This is a genomic window from Bdellovibrionota bacterium, from assembly GCA_035292885.1.
Classification (GTDB): Bacteria; Bdellovibrionota_G; JALEGL01; order JALEGL01; family DATDPG01; genus DATDPG01.
The window spans coordinates 1-5,132 of the sequence record DATDPG010000170.1 but is presented as its reverse complement, the minus strand read 5'-3'; the positions used below and the strand labels follow the sequence as shown (position 1 = coordinate 5,132).

Annotated in this window: 5 protein-coding genes; all 5 read right to left on the bottom strand. The window is 55.7% G+C overall.

The annotated features are described in order from the left end of the window. Positions 1 to 975: protein translocase subunit SecF (secF, locus tag VI895_12505; protein HLG20620.1), on the bottom strand; the 975-nt coding region annotated here is incomplete at its 3' end. Beyond that, complete coding sequence (secD, locus tag VI895_12500) at positions 975 to 2,690, bottom strand: protein translocase subunit SecD (protein HLG20619.1); 1,716 nt, start codon at positions 2,688 to 2,690, stop codon at positions 975 to 977. The genes secF and secD, both read right to left, overlap by 1 nt. Before the next feature lie 7 nt (positions 2,691 to 2,697). Next, positions 2,698 to 3,027 carry a preprotein translocase subunit YajC gene (gene yajC / locus VI895_12495; GenBank protein ID HLG20618.1) on the bottom strand — a complete coding sequence of 110 codons (330 nt, stop codon included), beginning with the start codon at positions 3,025 to 3,027 and terminating at the stop codon, positions 2,698 to 2,700. Positions 3,028 to 3,060: 33 nt separating this feature from the next. Beyond that, the gene (gene tgt / locus VI895_12490) at positions 3,061 to 4,161 is read right to left on the bottom strand and encodes a tRNA guanosine(34) transglycosylase Tgt (protein HLG20617.1); all 1,101 of its coding nucleotides are present in this window, start codon (positions 4,159 to 4,161) and stop codon (positions 3,061 to 3,063) included. Between the two features lie 4 nt (positions 4,162 to 4,165). After that, on the bottom strand, positions 4,166 to 5,132 hold a 967-nt coding region (queA, locus tag VI895_12485), incomplete at its 5' end, for a tRNA preQ1(34) S-adenosylmethionine ribosyltransferase-isomerase QueA (GenBank protein ID HLG20616.1).

Here is a 5,132-nt window from a genome sequence, read left to right as displayed (position 1 = left end):
AAGAATGATCGTGCGCGCCAAGACCTGATTGATGCTCTCATTGATCACGCCGACCAAATTGGGATTGGGCGATTTCCGCAGATTCTCCCGAACGCGGTCGTACAGAACGATGGTGTCGTTAATTGAGTAACCGACGATCGTCAGAACACACGCCACAACCGACAGATCCACTTCCAATTGAAAGAATGAAAAAACACCCAAAATAAAGACCGCATCATGGATCAGGGAGATCACGGCCCCGGGGGCGAATTCGAATTCAAAACGGAACCAAACGTAAATCAGAATGAAAAGAAGCGAAATCAATACGGCGCCCAGCGCTTGCATTCGAAGTTCGCCGCCGACCTTCGGCCCTACCTGTTCGACCTGCAAGACCTCAAACTTTCCTTTCCCGAAGGAGGCTTCAAACGCGCGAATCATCTGACCCGAAATGCCGGAAAACTGAACCAAGTACTCGTGGTCACTCGCGCGACCGAACAAATTGACGGATGCGATGGTCAGTTCCTTGATTGCAAGATTTTCAACGGCGCTCTTGATCTGATCTGTCGCCACATCTTTCGAATACGTGACGTAGAGACGGTCTTCCGCCCATCGCACTTTGGCCGGCGCCGCTTCCCCAGCCACGGTATTGAGCGCGGCCCCCACTTTACCCTTAAACTGTTCCAGATTGACTTTCGTCGGCTCCACACGGACCAAAAACTCTCCCGATCCCTCTTCTCCAAAACCCTGGACCATCGCGGATCCGAGACCGATCGGCTTGAGCGCCTCACGGACATGATCCGCTTTTGTGTTCGGCTCAAATCGCACGTGGACTTCCGTTCCTCCGCGAAAATCCACACCGTAATTGAATCCTCGTATGAACATCGTCGCGAAACAGAGGACCATAACGGCAGTGGAAGCCACGAACATTGCGTTGAACTTCGAGACGAAATTGATGTTCGTGCCCGACGGGATCATTTCGAAAAAGGGCTTTGACATTAGATTGACACCGTCTGCGGTTGAAATTTCGCCACGTACCATTCGTAGAAGAGGCGCGTGAACCAGAGCGCCGTGAAGTAGTTCGCCACGAGGCCGAAGATCAGCGTGATCGCGAAGCCTTTGATCGATCCGGTGCCGTACTGCAGTAAAACAATACCTGTAATGATCGTCGTGAAGTTCGAGTCGATAATAGTGAGATGCGCGCGGTCGTAACCGGCCTCGATGGCTTGCTTGGCGGTTTTTCCGGCGCGCAACTCTTCCCGAATCCGTTCGTAAATAATGACGTTCGCATCCACGGCCATACCGATAGATATCAAAATGCCCGCGAGGCCCGGAAGGGTCAGCGTCCCATGCAGCGCACCTAATGCCGCCAAAATGAACATCACGTTGGTGATGAGGGCGAAATCGGCGAGAATGCCCGCGAGCCTGTAATACAAAGCCATAAAGAGGACGATGAGAAGACTCCCGACCAAAATAGCTTTGATGCCCTTTTCAATCGAATCGCGTCCCAGACTCGGTCCAACCGCCTGATTCTGAAGAATTTCCACGGGTGCCGGGAGAGCTCCGGCCCGAAGCACGAGCGCCAAGTCCTTGGCTTCGTCCATGATTTCGCGATGCGACCGGAGGGCGCCGAACGTGATCTGCGGACGGCCGTTGCCGATTCTCGCTTGGATCACGGGATCCGATTGGATCTTGTCATCCAGAATGATCGCCAGCCGTTTCCCGATGTTTTCTCCCGTAACCTTGTCGACGATGGCCGTCCCGCGAGGGTCAAACTGAAGGTTCACCACCGCCTGATTGTATTCGCCAACACCGATCCGAGCGTCTTCCAGCATGTCGCCGGTCAGCAAGGTTTCCGCTTTCATGAGGAAGGGTGTCTCGATCACTTCGCCGGTCGTCTTGTCCCTGTCCTCCTTCATTCGAACTTCCGTTCCCGGCGGCAACTTGCCCTGAAGCGCCCGGTTTAAGTCGTAGATCTTGGCCTCCTGAGGAAGTTTGGCTTTGGCTTCCTGCACCAAACTTTCCAATTTGATCGGCTCCATCGATTCGTCATCCACAATCTTAAATTCCAACTGAGCCGTCCGGCCCAAGACATTTTGCGCCCTTTGCGGATCATCCAGGCCCGGGAGTTGGACAATGATTCGGTCCTTCCCCTGAGCCTGAATCGAAGGTTCGGCCACGCCGAATTCGTCCAGACGATTGCGAAGCGTCTCGAGGGCCTGCCGGATCGTCTGCTGCTCCGCATCCGTCTGCCGTGTCGCGTTTAGATCCAAAGTGTACTTCGCCGCGCCCGGATCGGTCGTGACCACGTCCAAGACGTTCGCGAAATATTCCCGCAAAAGTTCTTCAAACTTATTTGCGTCCTCTTTCTCGCGAAGCTGAACCGTAATCTGCGTGGACTCAAACGCCCGTTCGATGCTGGTGTAAGGGATTTTCCATTTCTCTTCTTTGAGAAGCTCCTTCAGATCGCGCGTGTAACGGTCCGACTCATTCATGAGAGCCCGGCCGAGATCGATCCCGAGAACCATATGGATCCCGCCCTGGAGATCAAGGCCGAGCTTTACTTTGGACTTGGGAAGCGCGCGAACGTACCACGGCGGTTCGACGTCCTCTTTTTCCTCCGGCAACGAAATAAAATTGGGCAGAACGAGATAGGCCGCAAGCAGCGTAGAGAAGACGGATGCGGCTGTTCTCCACTTCCAGGCTGAGTGCATCCTTCGTTCAGCTTCCGCCGGCGGCTTGAAGGCCGGCAATGGCGCTCTTGGCGATTCGAATTTTCACATTGTTCGCCACTTCCAACGTGACAATTTTTTCTTCGATATTCGCCACACGGCCGTAAATTCCCGCCTGTGTGACGACCTCGTCCCCCTTTTTGAGATCGTCCAGAAACTTCCGGAGCTGGCCTTCCTTTTTCTTCTGCGGGCGCAGAATCAGAAAATAGAAAATCGCGAATACCACCACCATCGGAAAGAGCAATTGGCTAATGCCGGGGCTCGGCTGGCCCGGCTGTCCTTCCGGACGGGAACCCATGGCGTAAACTTCTGAAATCATGGGGCGATGTTCTACCGGAGCGATGCCGGAGGGTCAAACGAAAGAGAGAACCTCCCGCCGAAGCTCGCCGAAGCGGCCTGTGGCAAGCGCTTCGCGGATCCGCTTCATCCAGGTGAGATAGAACGTAAGGTTATGAATCGTGTTCAGCCGAAGGCCCAAAATCTCATTCGCCCGAAAGAGATGGTGAAGATAGGCGCGGGAGTAGCGCCGGCATGTGAGGCACTCGCATCCATCTTCAATCGGCCGTTCGTCCTCCTTGAATTCCGCATTCTTGATCGCCAATGTTCCCGGCGCCACAAAGAGGGTCCCGTTTCGAGCGTTACGGGTAGGCAGAACGCAATCGAACATGTCGATGCCATGCGCAACGGACTCGATCAAATCCATCGGCGTTCCAACACCCATTAAGTAGCGAGGTTTTTGTTTCGGAAGTTCTTCCGCCGTAATCGCAACCATCTCCAGCATGGCCTTCTTTTCCTCTCCAACGCTCAATCCGCCGATCGCATAGCCCTCGCACTCCAACGAAAGGGTCCGGCGCGCGCTCCAACGCCGAAGTTCGGGATCGATCCCGCCCTGAACGATCCCGAAGAGAGCTTGCGCCTCGGTTCGGGGGGATTTCAGCGAACGTTCGAGCCATCGAAGCGTCCGTTCCGCGGCCTCCCGAATTTTCTCCGCCGGCGCGGGGAGCGCCGGGCACTCATCCAACGGCATAACAATGTCCGAGCCGAGGTTAGCCTGGATCTCCATGACCTTTTCGGGTGTCCAAAAGATTTCCAATCCGTCGACGTGCGAGCGGAAGCGAACTCCTTCTTCTGTGATTTCCCGGAGACTTTCGAGGCTGAAGACCTGAAAGCCGCCGCTGTCGGTCAAAATAGCGCCGTTCCAATTCATGAACTTATGCAGGCCGCCCAAGCGACCGATTCTTTCATCTCCCGGTCGGAGGGTATTGTGGTAGGCGTTCGACAAAATGATTTGCGATCCCATCGCCTCAAGATCTTCGGCACCCAGAGTTTTTACCGTGGCGTTCGTCCCCACCGGCATGAACACGGGGGTGTCGATTACGCCGTGAGGAGTCGAAAGACGGCCGCGGCGCGCCGAGGACGAAGGGTCCGTAGTAAGAATTTCGAAAACGTTCATCGGATTACAGAATCAGCATGGCGTCGCCGTAACTGAAGAACCGATATTTTTTCGCAATCGCTTCGGCGTAGAGTTCCAGAATTCGCCGAACTCCTCCGTTTCCCAGAAAAGCCGCAATCAAAACCATGAGGGAGGACTGCGGAAGGTGAAAATTGGTGACCACGGCGTTCACCACCTTCGGCTTCCAGGGAGGGCGCAAAAAGAGGTCGCACCAGCCGAACAATTCCCTCGGCTCCCTTTGTTCGGCCCACCATTCGAGTGCCCGTACCGAGGTTGTGCCGACCGCCACGATCCGACGTCCCTCTTTTCGCGCGTCCTGAAGCCGACTCACGAGGTCTCTTGGCATTTCCACCCACTCGGAATGGAGCCGGCCGCTCTCGAAATGTTCTCTCGTGAGCGGCTCAAATGTTCCCCATCCTACGGCGAGATGGAGAAAAGAAACCTCAACTCCCCGGTTCTTTAAACGTTCCAGCAGGTCCGTCGAAAAATGGAGGCCGGCCGTCGGCGCCGCCACGGCGCCCTCGCGTTCGGCGAAGACGGTCTGATACCGAGCGACATCCTCGGAAAATTCTTCCTTCAATCCGCGCCTGGACCGCTCGCGACGAATGTACGGCGGAAGCGGAGGCCTTCCATGTTCGGCCATCCAGGCCCGTAGGGCGGGGATTGCCTTGGGCAGAGAAATCGTCGCCCGTCCTCCTTCTGCTCGCGACAGCAACGTGAAGCTCAGTCCGTTGGGAAGAGAATAAGGAGTTTTTCCGGCTAGCCGCTTTCCGGAAACGATAGCTTCCCACGTCGAATGATTCTCGTCGCCGGCAATCGGCCGGAGAAAAAGAATTTCTTCCTCCGATCCGCTCGGTTTTGTCCACCGCACGCGCGCCGGATCGACTCGAGCGCTGTTAAGAACTAAGAGGTCGCCGGGCCGCAACCAGGCGTCGATCTCAGAGAAGGTGGAATGCGTGCGTTCGCCCGCC

Bases quoted from the DNA above. Each gene is read 5' to 3' on its own strand.
- secD (HLG20619.1), bottom strand. From the start codon at position 2,690: ATGCACTCAGCCTGGAAGTGGAGAACAGCCGCATCCGTCTTCTCTACG.
- yajC (HLG20618.1), bottom strand. From the start codon at position 3,027: ATGATTTCAGAAGTTTACGCCATGGGTTCCCGTCCGGAAGGACAGCCG.
- tgt (HLG20617.1), bottom strand. From the start codon at position 4,161: ATGAACGTTTTCGAAATTCTTACTACGGACCCTTCGTCCTCGGCGCGC.